This is a genomic window from Aliagarivorans marinus DSM 23064, assembly GCF_000429485.1.
Taxonomy (GTDB): Bacteria; Pseudomonadota; Gammaproteobacteria; order Enterobacterales; family Celerinatantimonadaceae; genus Aliagarivorans; species Aliagarivorans marinus.
Genome location: NZ_KE386907.1, coordinates 22,978 through 38,802, shown reverse-complemented (window position 1 = coordinate 38,802; position 15,825 = coordinate 22,978). Strand labels below are relative to the sequence as shown.

The following is a 15,825-nucleotide window of genomic DNA, read 5'->3' as shown; positions in this document are numbered from 1 at the left end:
TTATGGCATTGACTAAAGCTGACCTTGCAGAGAATCTATTTGAACAACTCGGCTTCAGCAAACGTGAATCAAAAGAAGTGGTAGAAGCGTTTTTTGAAGAAATTAGGGGCGCTTTGGAAAATGGTGAACAGGTTAAGCTGTCTGGTTTTGGTAATTTCGATCTACGTGAAAAAAATGAGCGTCCTGGCCGGAACCCTAAAACCGGGGAAGACATTCCTATTTCAGCACGTCGGGTAGTGACATTCCGCCCGGGTCAGAAGCTGAAAAGTCGTGTCGAAGACGCGCAACCAGAAGACTAGTTGTATTTCCTTCAGTGATAAAAAAGGACGCCATTGGCGTCCTTTTTAGTTTGCTCTGAAAGCTTCCTCTAGTGATTGAGGATTTGACTCAAGAACAGCTTGGTGCGATCCGACTGCGGATTCTCAAAGAACGAGGTTGGTTCGTTCTCTTCAATGATCTCCCCGCGATCCATAAAGATAACCCGGTCTGCTACCTGCTTGGCGAAGCCCATTTCGTGGGTTACACACAGCATGGTCATCCCTTCATTTGCTAGTTCAACCATTACATCCAGTACTTCGCGTACCATTTCTGGGTCGAGTGCGGAGGTTGGCTCATCAAACAGCATAATCGATGGGTTCATACACAGGCTTCGCGCAATTGCTACCCGCTGCTGTTGACCACCGGAAAGCTGGCCGGGGTACTTGTCGGCTTGGTCGGGGATCTTCACGCGCTCCAGGTACTTCATGGCAGTCGCTTCAGCCTCCGCTTGAGGAAGCTTTTTCACCCAGATCGGTGCCAGGCAGCAGTTCTGCAGCACCGTAAGGTGAGGGAACAAGTTGAAGTGTTGGAAGCACATACCTACGTCGCTGCGCACGATATGAATGTTCTTCAAATCGGCAGTTAACTCGGTGCCATTCACGATAATCTGGCCAGTTTGATGCTCTTCAAGTCGGTTGATACAACGGATCATGGTCGACTTGCCCGAGCCCGACGGGCCACAGATAACGATCTTCTCGCCTTTCGTGACTTTCAGGTTGAGGTCTTTGAGTACGTGAAACTCACCGTACCATTTATTCATGCCTTTCAGTTCAATCACGGTTTCAGGCTGAGGATTAGTTGCTTGGTTCATAATTCTTCCTTGTTAGTGGCCTGTATGTAGCTTCTTCTCGAGGTATATCGAGTATCGCGACATACCAAAGCAGAACAGCCAGAATACAAAGGCAACAAATACATACATTTCCACTGAATAGCCCAACCACGCAGGGTCAGCTAGTGCGGCCTGGCCTACGGCCAACAAGTCAAACAGCCCAATAATCAACACTAAGCTGGTGTCTTTAAACAGGGCGATAAAGGTGTTCACAATTGACGGGATGGTAATCTTCAGCGCTTGCGGCAAAATGATCAGTCCCATACTTTGCCAGTAAGAAAGGCCAAGTGCTTCACCGGCTTCATACTGGCCTTTTGGAATGGCTTGCAGGCCACCACGGATTACCTCGGCCATATAGGCAGATTGGAACAAGATGATACCAATCATCGCCCGCAGCAGTTTGTTGAACTCAATCTCTTCGCTAACGAACAGTGGCAGCATTACCGAGGCCATAAACAGCACGGTGATTAGCGGAACCGCTCGCCAAAACTCGATGAAGATGGTGCAGAAACTGCGAATGATCGGCATCTCTGAGCGGCGGCCCAGTGCCAACACAATACCGAAGGGCAGTGCGGCAACGATACCGACGATGGCAATCACCAAGGTTAGCATTAGGCCACCCCAACGGTGCGTCTCCACCGGCTCCATACCCAACACGCCACCGTTTAACAGGAAGAAAACGATGATGGGGTAAATAGTCAAAGAGAAGATACCAAGCTTGGCGCGCTGCGGCGTTTTTTCATAGACCAACAGGCCAATGATGACGGCCAATGAGATGAAGAAGGCGTCAACTCGCCAGCGCAGCTCAACAGGGTAGTAACCGTAGATAAACTGGCCGAAACGGTCGTTGATGAACACCCAACACGCACCACCGCTGGTACACATCTCTCGGGAGTCACCGACCCAGTCTGCATTCAGGAAAATCCATTGAAAGGCAGACCACAGTGGCGGCACCAAAATGTACAGAAGCACTAAGGTGGCAATACTGTTTACTGGACCATTGAACAGATTGGTCTTCAGCCAGCCGACTACGCCAAGGCTTGACGATGGTGGCGGAAGATCAGGTTTGAACTCATGTACTGACATACTATCTCTCCACCAATGCCATCTTACGGTTATAGATATTCATCAGTACTGACGTGGTGATACTGATAGTGAGGTAGACCGCCATGGTGATTGCCACAATCTCGATAGCCTGACCGGTAATATTCAGGGTGGTACCCATAAATACCGACACCAAGTCCGGATAACCGATGGCTGTCGCCAGCGAGGAGTTTTTAGTCAGGTTCAAATACTGGCTGGTTAGCGGTGGGATAATCACTCGCATAGCTTGGGGAATGATCACCAGTTTTAGCATCTGAGTTTTGGATAACCCAAGTGACACTGACGCTTCCGTTTGACCTTTGCTGACGGCCAAGATCCCCGAACGCACAATCTCAGCGATAAACGCACCGGTATAGATACTCAAGGCGATAAGTAGCGCGATAAACTCGGGATAAACCGTGACACCACCGCGGAAGTTGAAGCCTTTCAGTGCCGGCATCTCCCAGCTAACGGGCGAGCCTGCAACAAAATAGGCGAGTAGCGGCAGAACCACCAAGGTGGCAGCACTAAATGAAAGAGTATGGAATTGTTGTCCGGTGGTTTCTTGGCGTTTACTTGCCCAGCGTGCAACTACGATGCAGATCACGATAGCTGCAACAAACGCTGCGATTACCAAACCGAATCCATCTTCGAACACAGGCTTGGGAACGTACAAGCCACGGTTGTTTAAAAAGAACATCTCAAACAACGACAGGCTCTGGCGTGGTCCCGGCAGTGGAGTCAGTACTACGATGTACCAGAAAAAGATCTGCAGCAGCAGAGGTATATTTCGAAAGGTTTCGATATAAACCGTTGCCAGCTTGGAGATTAACCAGTTAGAGGATAGGCGAGCCACGCCCATGATGAAGCCGATGATAGTGGCAAGAATGATACCGATGAAGGAGACCAACACGGTATTAAATAGGCCAACTAGAAATGCGACGCCAAAACTTTTGCTTTCATCGTAATCGATGAGGCTCTGAATAATGCCGAATCCGGCGGTTTGCTCTAAGAACGCAAAACCTGTGGTAATTCCCCGTTTGTCGAGATTGAAAAGTGCATTACTGACGATGTAATAGAAGAACGCTACTACGGCAGCAACGGTAAGAAGCTGGAAAACAAGCGCTCTTACGTTAGGGTCGAACCAGACCTTACGTAAAGAGAATGCTGAGTTATCCTTTTGGGAAGGACTAGCAGCCATATTTTTACCCTGAGATGTTGCAAGAAAATAGAGTGGGCAGGGCCCACTCTTTTGTAGTAGTGATGTTTAGCGGATTGGCGGAGCGTATTGGAAGCCGCCATCTTTCCATAGCGCGTTCACGCCACGGGCGATACCCAGAGGAGAGCCAGCACCTACGTTGCGATCGAAGGCTTCGCCGTAGTTACCCACTTGCTTAACGATGTTGTAGCCCCATTTGTCATCCAGACCCAGGCCTTTACCTTTAGGACCTTCAAGGCCCAACAAGCGACGCACGTTAGGGTTGGTAGACTTGAGCATCTCATCAACGTTCTCCAAGCTGATGCCTAGCTCTTCAGCGTTGATCATGGCAAACAGTGACCACTTAACGATGTTGAACCACTGGTCGTCACCTTGGCGAACTACCGGGCCCAAAGGCTCTTTAGAGATGATCTCTGGAAGTACCATTGCGCTGTCTGGCTTAGCTAGCTTGATGCGCAGTGCGTACAGTTGGCTTTGGTCAGAAGTCAGAACGTCACAACGACCGGCTTCAAACCCTTTAACAGTTTGGTCAGAGGTGTCAAATACCACTGGGGTGTAGGTCATGCCGTGCTCGCGGAAGTAGTCAGCGAGGTTAAGCTCGGTGGTGGTACCCGATTGAATACAAACGGCGGCACCATCAAGCTCTTTGGCACTGGATACGCCCAGTGACTTGCTCACCATAAAGCCTTGGCCGTCGTAGTAGTTAACACCAGCAAAGTTGAGACCCAGTGAGCTGTCACGGGTCAGGGTCCAAGTGGTGTTACGTGAAAGAATGTCAATCTCACCAGATTGTAGGGCGGTAAAACGCTCTTTCGCGGTGAGTGGAGTGTATTTTACTTTAGAAGCATCACCCAGAACGGCGGCTGCAACGGCACGACATACGTCGACGTCCAAACCTTGCCAGTTACCTTCTGAGTCGGGGTTAGAGAAACCCGGCAAGCCCGCGCTTACGCCACACTGCAGGAATCCTTTGCTTTTTACTGCAGCAAGAGTGGCATCCTCTGCTTGCGCGCCAGAAGCTACAACCAAGGCCGCTGCCGCAACGACCGATTTTACGGGTAATTTTTTAAACATGTTTTCTTCCCTGTACCTTGTTTGTTGTGTTTGCTTGGTATTTTGCGAACTCCGTCAAAAACCAGCAAAAAACAACATAAACATTCAAATTTGGAGTGTCAACAATATCGCAACACTGCCATGCCTAAAAAACGTGGTTATATCGACCATTAATGCATATAAATGCAGTGGACGAGCATTCTATTGCATCTACATGTAATAGTGACCATAAACCACATACTTACAATCTCTAAAAACCTAGCACAGGAATCTGTAATTCGCTGATTTATTGGCGTTAAAATTTATGAAAGCGAATTGTATTGTTTAAAAAAACGCTCTGCGCGCCTTTTTAGGCAGGTTATCTGGCTTATCTGTGAATAAAAGAGCAAACCTCTTTCAAATCTCAAAAGTGTTAACTGTATGTAAATGCTTAACGGATTTTACTACTTAGGTCGTGTAGGACTATTCACCACTTTCACTTACTATCCTTAAGGAAATATCCTGCAAAGGAGCGCAGAATAGTTATGGATAGAAAAAAAAGAGTGGTTATTTTGACCGGGGCAGGCATTTCTGCAGAGTCTGGCATCCAAACGTTCCGTGACGATAACGGTTTATGGGAGAATCACCGGGTTGAAGATGTCGCTACCCCTGAAGCCTACCAGCGCGATCCTGACTTTGTGGACAAATTTTACAACCTTCGCCGTCAGATGCTGCAAACCGACAGTATTACGCCAAATCCGGCTCACCAAGCCTTGTCGCTACTCGAGCGCCATGATGACATTGAGTTACTGGTGATCACCCAAAACATCGACAACCTACACGAGCGTGCCGGTAGCGAGAATGTTCTGCATATGCACGGAGAGTTGCTTAAGGCGCGCTGCCCAGTAACCGGCCAAACCACTAGCTGGTCGGGCGAGCTTGGCGCGGACACACTCTGTACTTGCTGCCAGTTTCCGGTCCGCTTACGACCGCATGTGGTGTGGTTTGGCGAGATGCCGATTGGCTTGGATAAGATCTACCATGAGCTGTCCCACTGCGACTTGTTCGTCGCTATCGGCACCTCTTGCCATGTATATCCTGCAGGGGGGTTTGTACATGAAGCCGCCTGCCACGGTGCACGCACCGTGGAGCTCAATCTAGCGCCTTCAGAGATGGAGAGCGAGTTTGACGAGAAGTATTACGGACCGGCCAGCGAAATCGTCCCGTGGTTTGTTGAACAACTGGGAATGGAGCAGGCCGGGTAGGTAGTGATATTAAAGCTCGACGATCTGAACAACAGGCTCGTTGTCGACGGCGGGCTGTTCGAACTGCGGCTTATCAAAGCCAATGTCACCGCCATCGATAATGCCGCTCTCACTATCAATCGATTTAAAGTCGAACAGTTCATGGTCCATCAAGTGCGAAGGCACCACGTTTTGCACCGAGCGGAACATCGACTCGATACGGCCTGGGAAGCGCTTGTTCCAATCGACTAGCATCTGCTTGATCGCCTGACGTTGCAGGTTTTCTTGAGAGCCGCATAGGTTACAAGGAATGATTGGGAACCCTTTCACCTCGGCGTACTTCGCCAAATCCGCCTCTTTGCAGTAGGCCATAGGGCGGATAACCACATGTTTGCCATCATCGCTTACCAGCTTCGGTGGCATCGACTTAAGCTTACCGCCGTAGAACATGTTCAAGAACAGCGTTTCCAGGATGTCGTCGCGGTGGTGGCCTAGCGCGATCTTGGTAGCGCCCAACTCAGTAGCGGTTCGGTAGAGGATACCGCGGCGTAGGCGCGAGCAAAGCGAACAGGTGGTTTTCCCCTCCGGCACTTTCTCTTTCACGATGGAGTAGGTGTCTTCTTCAACAATCTTGTAGTCGATACCCAAGCCTTCAAGGTAGGCGGGCAATATGTCTTCGGGGAACCCCGGTTGCTTTTGGTCTAGGTTCACAGCCACGATATCAAAGTCGATTGGTGCGTGGGCGCGTAGGTTCATCAGAATATCGAGCATCGCATAGCTGTCTTTACCACCAGATAAACACACCATTACCTTGTCGCCAGCTTCAATCATATTGAAATCAGCGATCGCCTGACCGGTATGACGGCGAATTCGTTTTTGGAGTTTGTTCTGGTTGTACACTTGCTTGTTGCTACTCGACATAATAGGCCCCCTGAAAAAGCCGGCTAATTATATCGGCAAGCGCAGCCAGCGCAAGAGAAAGCCGCGTATTAACGCGGCTCGAAGGGATGCTAGTTGGCGTTGGAAGATTACTCGTTATCTGCCAGTGGACAGACGAAGTTATCGGGTTTTAGCGCAAGTAAGTCGCAATTGAGTTGGTCGATGACATGCTCGGCGGTGTTGCCGATAAGCGCAGCACTAAAACCGCTACGGCCGGATGTCCCCAAGATGACGATCTCCGCATCAATCTCAGCGGCGATGTCTGGGATGACATCGTCGGCTAAGCCTTCCCTTAGATGACTGTTCAACGGGCAACTAAAGTGCTGTTCAACAAACTCACCTAGCTCTTTCTCATGGAAGTCGTGCACGTTCTCGTTATAGCGCTGAGGGTCGAAATCCGGTAGCTCAATGGCAATATTGACCGGTGCTGACGGGTAAGCGTTGACTACATGTAGGTTGGCACCGAGCAGTTTGCACAGATCTTTCGCTTCGGTGGCGATGTTTTGGTTCATGGTGGTGTGTGACGGGTCTTCGGAGCTGGCATGGATAGCGGCCAAGATATTACCATTTTCTGGCCAATCATGCTCTTTCACCATTAGCACTGGGGTTGGGCATTTTCTGAGAATATGCCAGTCATTCGGGGTGAAGATGATCGATTGTAGGGTTGGGTGAGGGTGGGTAGACTTCACCACGAGGTCGTGGCCTTGGTCGAGTACCTCTTGAATGACACATTCGAATAAGCGGTTGTGCCACACCACCTTGGCATCGATAGGAATACCTTGGCTGCGATACTCTTTGAGGATCTCGTCCAACCATTGTTTTCGTTCTTCAATCACTCCAGCGCGCATGGCTTCACGCTCATCGACTGAGAGCATCGATGTCATCTCATAGGAGAAGTCATAAATACTCAGTAGCGCGGTTATCTTGGCTTCGTCTTCACGCTTGGCCAGATAGATCGCACGCGAAAGAGCAGCCTGCTCGTCATGGAGGGGATCGATAACGACAAGTATGTTTCGGTACTTAATCATAGGGCGCTCCGTTGTCATTGAGTCGCACTATAACTGTAGCTTATCGAGAGGAAGAAAACTTAGAGGTGCATATCAAGCGCCTTAAAAAACAGGCGCTTGAATGTGACTTGGCTTACGCAGTCTCTTGTTTGGCACCCGCCAATTGGCGTAGCGCTTCACGGTCGGCAATAGAAATGTATTTGCCTTTTACTGCGATAATATCGGCTTTTTGGAAGCGGCCAAGCAGACGCGAGATGGTTTCAACGGTCAGACCGAGGTAGTTACCAATGTCGCCACGGGTCATCGCCAAACGGAACTCGCGAGGAGAGAAACCACGCTCTGAGAATCGCTGTGACAGGCCATAGATAAAGGCCGCCAAGCGCTCTTCAGCGTTCTTTTTGCTTAGCAACAGAATCATCTCTTGATCGGCAACAATCTCGTTGCTCATCAAGCGCATCAACTGATGACGTAGCTTAGGCATGCTGGCAGACAGGTCGTCGAGGGTCTCGAAAGGAATTTCGCATACCATCGAGGTTTCCAAGGCCTGGGCGAAGCTAGGATGGCTTTGCTTGTTAATTGCGTCAAAACCAACCAGGTCGCCGGCGAGGTGGAAGCCAGTGATCTGCTCATCGCCTTGCTCGGTGATAGTGTAAGACTTGATAGTGCCGGAGCGAATAGCATACAGGCTCTTAAGCTTGTCTCCGGCGGCGAAAATCTCTTCACCTTTCTGAATCGGCTTCTTGCGCTCGATAATGCTATCGAGGCGATCCAACTCAGTCTCGTTCAGTGAGAATGGAATACAAAGCTGGGCAATACTGCAGTCTTGGCAGTGGATGGCACAACCACCTGTTTGGATGCGTTGGCCATTTTTGGGGCTGATACTCATATCTATCAATCATTAAAACTCAACGCGGAGATTTTACATGTTAACAATCACTTTGCCTAGAGTTTGATCTAAAACAATTTTACGAGCTGGTTCACACCTAAAGACACAACCAGTAATCCACTGATGATTTGAAGCGCTCGGTGCTTGGCGAACGCCTGAATTTTGCTACCAAACATAACGGCAAAGCACATTATTGTAAATGTTCCGGCCCCAAAACAGGCCATCACTAGTGCGCCTTTAGCAGCATTGGTTTGCGCAGCGGCTAGGGTGAGGGTGGAGTAAACCAGGCCACAGGGCAACCAACCCCAAAGCATGCCAAGGGGAAGTGCGCCCCAAGTAGACTGGCTGCTTAGCATGCGGCTGGCATGGGGCTGGATCGGGCGCCATAACAACTGGCCGGCCCGCTCTAACGGCGCAAGCACTGACCAAAATCGCATTAGATGAATGCCCAACAGGATCATCATCAGCGCTGCAATCCAATGGAGGGCCATCAACATCTTGGTTGAGTCGGCGACTCGGGCAATCTGAGACAGAGAGCCCGCCACAACAAAACCTGCAAGGGCATAACTGGTTATCCGGCCGGTGTTGAACAGCAGCGCCGACATGGCTGCGGAGCGTGTGCTGTGTTTGCTGCTGCGAGTGCCTAACAAACAGGCTATACCACCACACATTGCCAGACAGTGGCTGGCGCCGAGCAGGCCGGTTAGAAAGGCACTAACCAGTGCGCTACTGCTCATCGTCCTCTTTCTTCTCTTCAAACAGGATATTACTGGCTTGGCGATCAAGGTCTTCAAACTGCTCGTTGTTGACCGCCCAAAAGAACACGCCGATGCCGATGGCAACGAAGACCAAAGCAATCGGGATCAGGATAAAGATGATGCTCATAGACGCCCCAATCTTAAAGAGTTTGCCAACACGATTAGCGATGAGAGTGACATGCCTAAAGCGGCCAGATAGGGGGGCACAAAGCCACACACCGCCAAGGGTAGAATAATGCCGTTGTAGCCTAAGGCCCAGGCGAAGTTTTGGCGAATGATGCTACGACAGCGCTGAGCTAAATCGATGGCGTCGACAATCACAGATAGCTTGGGGCGAACCAGGATGGCATCGGCAGAAGATTTTGCCACGTCGCTGCCCATGCCCATAGCAATAGAGAGCGGCGCGCCTGCCAACACCGGCCCGTCGTTGACGCCGTCGCCAAGCATAGCGGTGGCGGGATGCTCGCTAGCCAACGCCTGAACATGGGTGAGCTTATCCTCGGGTAACACGCCTGATTTGATATCAGCGATAGCCAGTGCGTTGGCTACATGTGACACCTGGCCTGACTTATCACCGGTCAACAGGCTAAGGTTAATACCACGCTGTTCCAGTTCTTGCGCAAACTCTTTAGCGCCTTCTCGCAAGTTATCCGCCAGGTAAAAACGACCAAGTAATTGCTCGCCTCTATAAAGGCCCAGAACCAAGCTAGTTTGAACGCTGCTTGGTTCTTGTTCTACTCCTCCTAAGCGATAGGTTACACAGTCGATACTACCGGCGATACCAAAGCCGGGCAGATGCGTAAACTGCTCCGCCTGCAACAGGTTCTGGTTCGTACTAGCAAAGGCATGGGCAATTGGGTGGGTGGTATGTGACTCCAATGTAGCGGCAATCAGGTTAAGGTTAGTCTCGTCGAGCTCTGCCAGCGCTTCAGTGGAAATGAGTTGTAAGCGGCCTTCGGTAAGGGTACCGGTTTTATCGCTAACTAACTGGGTAAGCTTACTTAGTAGCTCTAGCACATGGCCTTGTTTTACCAAAAAGCCTTGTTTGGCTAGCCGATGCGTCGCCACGGTAAGGGCAGTGGGCGTTGCCAGTGACAGGGCACACGGGCAGGTGGCCACCAGCACCGACAGAGTAATCCAAAAGGCGTCTTCCGGGCTGTACCAATGCCAAAAGCTGTAGGTGGCGATCGCAACGGCAATCAGCGCCGCCACGAAATAGCGGGCTACTAAGTCGGCAAAGCGCGCAGTACGGTTTTTCGATACCGCAGCGCTCTCTTGCATGCGCAGTAGGTGCGCAACAAAGGTGTTCTGCGCAACAGCAGTTACCGACACCTTAATGGTTTGCTGATGATTGATGCTGCCTGCATACACCGCATCGCCAACTCGCTTGTCTTGCGGCAGCGACTCGCCACTAAGCATCGATTCGTCGATCTGACTATGGCCTTCGCTAATATCGCCATCGGCGGGAATCGTCTCGCCGGGGCGAATCATAATCGTATCGCCCAAATGCAACTGGCTGGCAGCAACCTGCTCCAACTGGCCATCGCTGTTCACGCGCTGTGCAACCTTTGGCACCAGCTTAAGCATGTTGGAGGATGATTCGCTGGCCTTGCGTCTGGCTCGCAGCTCCAGAGTGCGGCCAAGCAGCAGCAAAAAGGTAAACATCGACACCGACTCAAAGTAGACCTCGCCAGTGCCGCGCACGGTGGCGTACAGCGATGCACTGTAGGCGCCGAGCAGGGCTATTGATACCGGGACATCCATATTGAGCGTGCCAGCGCGGATACTGCGATAGGCGCCGCTGTAAAACGGTTGAGCCGAATACAGCAGCACCGGCGTTGCCAAAATCAAACTGACCCAACGAAAGTAGTCCCGGTAGATAAGCTCCATGTCGCCAAAGAAATCACCATACAGCGCAATGGCAAACATCATCACCTGCATGGTCGCTAAACCGGCCAAGCCTAGTCGAAGTAGATAGCTGCGATAGAGCTTGCGGTCTCGCTGCTCTTGCTGGTCAACCTGAAAAGGCGCGGCTTGGTAACCCAGGGTGTGGATACTCTGCAGGACCTTGCTTAACTCACATTTACGTTTATCCCAGCGCAGGGTGGCGCGAAAGGTGGTGGAGTTCACTGCGATTTTCAATACGCCCGGGATGGCGGCGACCTGTTTTTCAATAAGCCAAGCGCAGGCTGCGCAGCTTATGCCTTCAACCGATAGCAATACTTCTTGGTACTCGCCTTGGTCTGCCACAAACTCTTGTTGTACCGCATCGTCGTCATACTGAATCAGTTGCTGTAGTGCATCGGGCACTAAGCCTTGCGCGGAGGGGGCATTGTTGGTGCGGTGTTGGTAGTAATCGGTTAGGCCACTTTGCACGATGGTTTTAGCGACCTCGACACAACCAATGCAACACATGTGGCGGGCTTTTCCTAGGATGTCTACAGATTGGTTAAAGCCTGCAGGGATCAGCTCCCCGCAGTGGTAACAACGACTACTTTCCATCAATAACTTCTTCAATCCCCAACGGTAACACTAAGCTCTCTTCCAGGCGCCAGCTTTTATCGACCGGCATGATCTGCAGATACCAGCGACCTTGGTCGCTTAGATCATGGGCAAAACGATACTCGCCGTTAGCATCGGCGGTAACCATCGCTTGATAGTCTTTGCCGGCTTGGGTGCGGTGAGCAAGTTGAATGGATAGGGGTTGAGCACGCTGCGCCTCTGGCAGGGTGATGTTGAGCACCAAATGATCGCGCTCGGCGCGTACCTTGGCGTTAATGCCGAGTTGGCGTGCGTTTTCCATCAATGAGAGATCAGAGTTAATCCCTTTACCTTTCTTATAGTAACTCTCGACAACCATATCGTTTGGGCTGGATATGGCTAAGTACAAAGTGGCAAAACTGGCGATTACGGCAGCCCCGGGAAGGGCTATTAAGAACCAAGGCCAGAACTGCTTATACCACGGCGCAATCATCAAACACTCCCTTTTACATGATGAAACAACAATATAACAAAAAAGCGACGCTAAAAGCGCCGCTTATATAACATCTTTGCTAACTGCTAGCGGGAAAGTTGGTACACGTAGGCACTGATCAGATGAATCTTATCTTCGCCTAGTATGTCTTCCCAAGCCGGCATCACACCGTTACGGCCGTAACGAAGGGTTTCTTCGATAGCCTTGCGTGAACCACCGTATAGCCAGATGCCGTTGGTTAGGTTCGGCGCACCTAAGGCCTGATTCCCTTTACCGTCGGCGCCATGACAGGCTGCGCACATGGCGAACTGCGCTTCACCTTTGGCCGCGTTAACATCGTTAACCTTGCGGCCCGACAGGCTCAGTACGTAGTCGGTCATCTGCTCGATGCCATCATCGCCCAGTACCGCTTCCCAACCCGGCATTTGACCCGCGCGGCCATACATCAAGGTTGCCTTGATCTGCTCGCCAGTACCGCCGTATAGCCAGTCGCCATCGGTGAGGTTAGGGAAGCCCTTACCGCCACGACCGGTCGAGCCGTGACACTGCGAACAGTTTTGCAGGTAAAGACGCTCGCCAACCTTAATAGCTTCTGGGTCTAGCGCTAAGTCTTCGATGGCTTTGTATGAGCCGTCGCTGTCGTAGGCCAGGGCTTTGAATACCTCACCGAAGCGCGCATCAGCATGCGCAACTTCGTTTTGATATTGATTAGCAACATCACCTTGGTAGGCCGCGATACGCTCCTGACCTTCGGCTATCGACTTAATGTCTTTCTCGGCACTCTTCCAGCCAAACAAACCTTGCCAATTACCCAAACCGGGGTAGAACGCCAGATAGCCCAAGGCAAAGACGATGGTGAGCACAAACATGTAGCTCCACCACTTAGGAAGGGGGTTGTTCAGTTCTTCGATGCCATCGAACTCATGGCCCATCGACTTACCTTCTTCAACACCCGTGTTGTTCTTGGTACAGATGTACAGCAACCAACAACAACCAGCGATGCTTCCTAAGGTGATAACAGTAATCCACACACTCCAGAACGCTGTCATTATTTCTGTGCTCCTTGTTGGTTGTTATTGTTGGCACTTTGTTTTTGCTCGTCGGCAAAGACCAAGTTGGCCGCTTCAATGAAGTCCTTTTTACGACGGCTGCTATAGGCCCAAACCACGATCGCCAAGAAGATGATCAGCAAGAAAGCGGTATAAAGGCCGTTAAAGGTTCCAAAATCCATAGCGCCTCCTATTTCAGTGCGTGTCCGAGAGACTGCAGGTAAGCGACCAGTGCATCTAGCTCGGTCTTACCAGCAACCGCGGCTTCGGCACCTGCAATGTCTTCGTCGGTGTACGGCACACTAAAGAAGTCGCGGAAGATAGCCAGCTTGGCGCCAGTATCTTTGCCATCGAGCGTGCGCTCGGCCAACCAAGGATAGGAAGGCATGTTTGACTCCGGTACCACATCACGAGGGTTAATCAGGTGAACACGATGCCACTCATCAGAATAACGTCCGCCAACCCGAGCTAGATCGGGACCGGTACGTTTTGAGCCCCACAAGAAGGGATGCTCCCACACGCTTTCACCGGCGACCGAGTAGTGGCCGTAGCGCTCGGTTTCAGCACGGAAGGGGCGAATCATCTGACTGTGGCAGTTGTTACAGCCTTCGCGGATATAGATATCACGACCTTCCATCTGCAGTGCGGTGTAGGGGGTAAGCCCGTCAACCGGCTCTGTGGTCTCAGGTTGGAAGATTAGCGGGGTGATCTGCACCAGACCACCGAAGCTAATCGCAATCACGATAAAGATTGCCAGTAAGCCAATGTTCTTTTCTAACGCTTCATGTTTCATCGAATGGCCTCCTAATCCTGTTCAACTGCTTGTAGTGAGCCTTTCTCAGCACGAATCGTCTTATACGTGTTGTAGGCCATAACGAACATGCCGGCGAGGAAGAATAAGCCGCCAATCAAACGCACGATGTAGAATGGTTTCGATGCCACTAGGGACTCGACAAACGAATAGGTCAGGGTGCCGTCTTCGTTGACTGCGCGCCACATCAAACCCTGCATAACACCAGAGATCCACATCGCAACGATGTACAGCACAACGCCGATAGTCGATAGCCAGAAGTGGGTGTTGATTAGGCTGATGCTGTACATACGGCCTTGGCCGAACAGCACCGGAATGAGGTGATAAACCGCACCAATCGATACCATGGCAACCCAACCGAGTGCGCCAGAGTGCACGTGGCCAACGGTCCAGTCGGTGTAGTGCGACAGCGCATTTACGGTCTTGATTGACATCATTGGGCCTTCGAAGGTCGACATGCCGTAGAACGACAGTGACACAATCAAGAAGCGCAGGATAGGGTCGTAGCGCAGCTTATGCCACGCGCCAGAGAGGGTCATAATACCGTTGATCATGCCACCCCAAGACGGTGCAAACAGGATCAGCGACATCACCATACCCAGCGACTGTGCCCAATCAGGCAAGGCCGTATAGTGCAGGTGGTGAGGACCCGCCCAGATATAAATCGATACCAGCGCCCAGAAATGCACGATAGACAGGCGATAGCTGTATACCGGACGACCAGCTTGCTTAGGTACGAAGTAGTACATAATCCCCAAGAAGCCTGCGGTTAGCAGGAAGCCTACCGCGTTGTGGCCGTACCACCATTGCACCATGGCGTCGACCGCACCGGCGTAGATGGAGTAAGACTTGCCAGCATGCAGGGGAATGGCGCCACTGTTCACGATATGCAGTACCGCAACCGTGATAATAAAGGCGCCGAAGAACCAGTTGGCTACATAAATATGGGCAACCTTTCGTTTCACCAAGGTACCGAAGAACACGATGCCATAGGCAACCCACACCACCGCAATTGCGATGTCGATGGGCCACTCGAGCTCGGCGTATTCTTTACTGGAGCTAATGCCCAGCGGTAAGGTGATGGCGGCCGCGAGAATAATCGCCGTCCAGCCCCAGAACACAAAGCTGGCTAACGCGCCACCAAACAAACGAGCTTGGGTGGTTCGCTGCACCACGTATAACGAGGTGGCCATCAGGGCGCTGGTACCGAATGCGAAAATTACGGCGTTGGTGTGAAGGGGACGTAGACGGCTGTAAGTTAGCCAAGGTGTATCGAAGTTGAGAGCAGGCCATACAAGTTGTGCTGCGATCAGCACCCCGACAGCCATACCTACGATACCCCAAACAATGGTCATTACAGTGAACTGCCTGACAACCGTATAGTTGTAGTCAGTTGCTGCCGTAGCTGCTTGGTTCATAGATGATTGCTTCCGTTGCTATTGTTATCGAACGCCCGCAAAGCGGGAATCACTTTATCTCTCCAGAGACGAACATTTAGTAAAAACTGAGAATTATCTAAATGTTAACACATGTGATCATACGTTATTAAACGCATAAAAAACAGCAACATCGCTCAGTTATTTGGGCTCCGTAGCAACACCTCATTTACCTTTAACAGGTGCGCAAAGCCGTCCATGATCTAGATCAATTTTGCAGCGGCTATTAGCGCAGATTAC

At 51.1% G+C, this 15,825-nt stretch carries 17 protein-coding genes; 2 read left to right on the top strand and 15 right to left on the bottom strand.

Annotation, left to right across the window (positions count from 1 at the left end; all coding sequences use genetic code 11):
• The first annotated feature begins 2 nt into the window (after window positions 1–2).
• Window positions 3–299 (top strand): integration host factor subunit alpha, encoded by a 297-nt coding sequence (gene ihfA / locus G461_RS0114670; protein ID WP_026960110.1) that lies wholly within the window; start codon window positions 3–5, stop codon window positions 297–299.
• Window positions 300–367: 68 nt separating this feature from the next.
• Here the strand turns inward: ihfA and G461_RS0114665 are convergent, their stop codons facing one another.
• The 4 genes from G461_RS0114665 to G461_RS0114650 all read right to left on the bottom strand — a co-directional run bounded on the left by G461_RS0114665 (window position 368) and on the right by G461_RS0114650 (window position 4,523).
• On the bottom strand, window positions 368–1,129 hold the full coding sequence (locus tag G461_RS0114665) for an amino acid ABC transporter ATP-binding protein (protein WP_026960111.1): 762 nt from the start codon (window positions 1,127–1,129) through the stop codon (window positions 368–370).
• Window positions 1,130–1,141: 12 nt separating this feature from the next.
• Window positions 1,142–2,233 carry an amino acid ABC transporter permease gene (locus G461_RS0114660; protein ID WP_026960112.1) on the bottom strand — a complete coding sequence of 364 codons (1,092 nt, stop codon included), beginning with the start codon at window positions 2,231–2,233 and terminating at the stop codon, window positions 1,142–1,144.
• Window position 2,234: 1 nt separating this feature from the next.
• Window positions 2,235–3,431, bottom strand: coding sequence for an amino acid ABC transporter permease (locus G461_RS0114655; protein WP_026972393.1), 1,197 nt, complete (start codon window positions 3,429–3,431; stop codon window positions 2,235–2,237).
• Between the two features lie 66 nt (window positions 3,432–3,497).
• Complete coding sequence (locus G461_RS0114650; protein WP_026960114.1) at window positions 3,498–4,523, bottom strand: amino acid ABC transporter substrate-binding protein; 1,026 nt, start codon at window positions 4,521–4,523, stop codon at window positions 3,498–3,500.
• 503 nt (window positions 4,524–5,026) lie between these two features.
• On the opposite strand from G461_RS0114650, the gene cobB reads away from it, so the two are divergent.
• Window positions 5,027–5,746: a Sir2 family NAD+-dependent deacetylase gene (gene cobB / locus G461_RS0114645; protein ID WP_026972392.1), complete on the top strand. Its 720-nt coding sequence runs from the start codon at window positions 5,027–5,029 to the stop codon at window positions 5,744–5,746.
• Window positions 5,747–5,755: 9 nt separating this feature from the next.
• Here cobB and ttcA read toward each other — a convergent pair whose 3' ends face one another.
• From ttcA to ccoN, 11 genes are all read right to left on the bottom strand, one after another.
• Window positions 5,756–6,646: a tRNA 2-thiocytidine(32) synthetase TtcA gene (gene ttcA / locus G461_RS0114640; RefSeq protein ID WP_035480405.1), complete on the bottom strand. Its 891-nt coding sequence runs from the start codon at window positions 6,644–6,646 to the stop codon at window positions 5,756–5,758.
• 107 nt (window positions 6,647–6,753) lie between these two features.
• Complete coding sequence (uspE, locus tag G461_RS0114635) at window positions 6,754–7,692, bottom strand: universal stress protein UspE (RefSeq protein WP_026972390.1); 939 nt, start codon at window positions 7,690–7,692, stop codon at window positions 6,754–6,756.
• A gap of 112 nt (window positions 7,693–7,804) precedes the next feature.
• On the bottom strand, window positions 7,805–8,557 hold the full coding sequence (locus tag G461_RS0114630; protein WP_026972389.1) for a fumarate/nitrate reduction transcriptional regulator Fnr: 753 nt from the start codon (window positions 8,555–8,557) through the stop codon (window positions 7,805–7,807).
• A 68-nt stretch (window positions 8,558–8,625) separates the two neighbouring features.
• Window positions 8,626–9,294: a sulfite exporter TauE/SafE family protein gene (locus tag G461_RS0114625; protein ID WP_026972388.1), complete on the bottom strand. Its 669-nt coding sequence runs from the start codon at window positions 9,292–9,294 to the stop codon at window positions 8,626–8,628.
• Window positions 9,284–9,442 carry a cbb3-type cytochrome oxidase assembly protein CcoS gene (gene ccoS, locus G461_RS0114620; RefSeq protein ID WP_026960120.1) on the bottom strand — a complete coding sequence of 53 codons (159 nt, stop codon included), beginning with the start codon at window positions 9,440–9,442 and terminating at the stop codon, window positions 9,284–9,286. Before ccoS ends, G461_RS0114625 begins: the two co-directional genes overlap by 11 nt.
• Window positions 9,439–11,817 (bottom strand): heavy metal translocating P-type ATPase, encoded by a 2,379-nt coding sequence (locus tag G461_RS0114615; protein ID WP_026972387.1) that lies wholly within the window; start codon window positions 11,815–11,817, stop codon window positions 9,439–9,441. Before G461_RS0114615 ends, ccoS begins: the two co-directional genes overlap by 4 nt.
• A complete protein-coding gene (locus G461_RS0114610) occupies window positions 11,807–12,289 on the bottom strand; it encodes a FixH family protein (RefSeq protein ID WP_026972386.1) in 483 nt (160 codons plus the stop codon). Before G461_RS0114610 ends, G461_RS0114615 begins: the two co-directional genes overlap by 11 nt.
• An 86-nt stretch (window positions 12,290–12,375) precedes the next feature.
• Window positions 12,376–13,338, bottom strand: coding sequence for a cytochrome-c oxidase, cbb3-type subunit III (ccoP, locus tag G461_RS0114605; RefSeq protein WP_026972385.1), 963 nt, complete (start codon window positions 13,336–13,338; stop codon window positions 12,376–12,378).
• Window positions 13,338–13,520, bottom strand: coding sequence for a CcoQ/FixQ family Cbb3-type cytochrome c oxidase assembly chaperone (locus G461_RS0114600; protein WP_026960124.1), 183 nt, complete (start codon window positions 13,518–13,520; stop codon window positions 13,338–13,340). Before G461_RS0114600 ends, ccoP begins: the two co-directional genes overlap by 1 nt.
• 8 nt (window positions 13,521–13,528) lie before the next feature.
• Window positions 13,529–14,131 (bottom strand): cytochrome-c oxidase, cbb3-type subunit II, encoded by a 603-nt coding sequence (gene ccoO, locus G461_RS0114595; RefSeq protein WP_026972384.1) that lies wholly within the window; start codon window positions 14,129–14,131, stop codon window positions 13,529–13,531.
• Between the two features lie 11 nt (window positions 14,132–14,142).
• On the bottom strand, window positions 14,143–15,567 hold the full coding sequence (gene ccoN, locus G461_RS0114590) for a cytochrome-c oxidase, cbb3-type subunit I (protein WP_026960126.1): 1,425 nt from the start codon (window positions 15,565–15,567) through the stop codon (window positions 14,143–14,145).
• Window positions 15,568–15,825 lie beyond the last annotated feature (258 nt).

Coding starts and splice junctions, on each gene's coding strand:
- G461_RS0114600 (WP_026960124.1), bottom strand. CDS start 13,520: ATGGATTTTGGAACCTTTAACGGCCTTTATACCGCTTTCTTGCTGATC.
- ccoP (WP_026972385.1), bottom strand. CDS start 13,338: ATGACAGCGTTCTGGAGTGTGTGGATTACTGTTATCACCTTAGGAAGC.
- G461_RS0114630 (WP_026972389.1), bottom strand. CDS start 8,557: ATGAGTATCAGCCCCAAAAATGGCCAACGCATCCAAACAGGTGGTTGT.
- ccoS (WP_026960120.1), bottom strand. CDS start 9,442: ATGAGCATCATCTTTATCCTGATCCCGATTGCTTTGGTCTTCGTTGCC.
- ttcA (WP_035480405.1), bottom strand. CDS start 6,646: ATGTCGAGTAGCAACAAGCAAGTGTACAACCAGAACAAACTCCAAAAA.
- G461_RS0114650 (WP_026960114.1), bottom strand. CDS start 4,523: ATGTTTAAAAAATTACCCGTAAAATCGGTCGTTGCGGCAGCGGCCTTG.
- G461_RS0114615 (WP_026972387.1), bottom strand. CDS start 11,817: ATGGAAAGTAGTCGTTGTTACCACTGCGGGGAGCTGATCCCTGCAGGC.
- G461_RS0114665 (WP_026960111.1), bottom strand. CDS start 1,129: ATGAACCAAGCAACTAATCCTCAGCCTGAAACCGTGATTGAACTGAAA.
- uspE (WP_026972390.1), bottom strand. CDS start 7,692: ATGATTAAGTACCGAAACATACTTGTCGTTATCGATCCCCTCCATGAC.
- G461_RS0114660 (WP_026960112.1), bottom strand. CDS start 2,233: ATGTCAGTACATGAGTTCAAACCTGATCTTCCGCCACCATCGTCAAGC.
- G461_RS0114610 (WP_026972386.1), bottom strand. CDS start 12,289: ATGATTGCGCCGTGGTATAAGCAGTTCTGGCCTTGGTTCTTAATAGCC.
- G461_RS0114625 (WP_026972388.1), bottom strand. CDS start 9,294: ATGAGCAGTAGCGCACTGGTTAGTGCCTTTCTAACCGGCCTGCTCGGC.
- cobB (WP_026972392.1), top strand. CDS start 5,027: ATGGATAGAAAAAAAAGAGTGGTTATTTTGACCGGGGCAGGCATTTCT.
- ccoN (WP_026960126.1), bottom strand. CDS start 15,567: ATGAACCAAGCAGCTACGGCAGCAACTGACTACAACTATACGGTTGTC.
- ccoO (WP_026972384.1), bottom strand. CDS start 14,131: ATGAAACATGAAGCGTTAGAAAAGAACATTGGCTTACTGGCAATCTTT.
- ihfA (WP_026960110.1), top strand. CDS start 3: ATGGCATTGACTAAAGCTGACCTTGCAGAGAATCTATTTGAACAACTC.
- G461_RS0114655 (WP_026972393.1), bottom strand. CDS start 3,431: ATGGCTGCTAGTCCTTCCCAAAAGGATAACTCAGCATTCTCTTTACGT.